This window comes from Streptosporangium nanhuense, from assembly GCF_059358815.1.
In genome coordinates, this window is the sequence record NZ_JCADBG010000139.1 from 1 (window position 1) to 575 (window position 575).

1 protein-coding gene is annotated in these 575 nt (G+C 75.1%); it reads left to right on the forward strand.

Annotated features, from left to right (window positions below):
* Positions 1-25 precede the first annotated feature (25 nt).
* On the forward strand, positions 26-575 hold a 550-nt coding region (locus AC5L38_RS44375; RefSeq protein ID WP_495248852.1), incomplete at its 3' end, for a methyltransferase domain-containing protein.

Consider the following 575-nt stretch of genomic DNA (forward strand, 5'->3'; position numbering starts at 1 on the left):
GCCCGCCTGCCGGTAGGAGCCCGCCATGGCACACGACGAGGTCGTCGACCGCTACTCCGGCCTGGCCCGCGCGGTGCTGGCCGGTGAGACCGTCGCCGACTGCGGCGCCGAGGCCTTCGAGCGGGGTCGTTTCGGCGCGGCCGGCTACGACGACACCGTGGGACTGCCCGAGGGCGCGCTGCCTGCCAGTCTCGGCTGCGGCGCCCCGGTCGCCGTCGCCGAGTTGCGTGAGGGGGAGACCGTGCTCGATCTGGGCTCCGGGGGCGGCGTCGGCGTCTTGTCGTCGGCGCGCCGGGTCGGGCCGTACGGCGAGGCCTACGGCCTGGACGCCGGTGCCGACATGGTGGAGCTGGCCCGGCGCAACGCCCGCGAGGCGGGCGCGACCAACGTGGAGTTCGTGTGCGGCGCGATCGAGGCGATCCCGCTGCCCGGTCACGCGGTCGACGTCGTCATCTCCACCTGTGTGATCAACCTGTCCGGCGACGAGCGGCCGTGCTGGCCGAGACCTTCCGGGTACTGCGGCCCGGCGGCCGCCTGGGTCTCGGCGACGTCGTCACCGAAGGCGCCCTCGACGC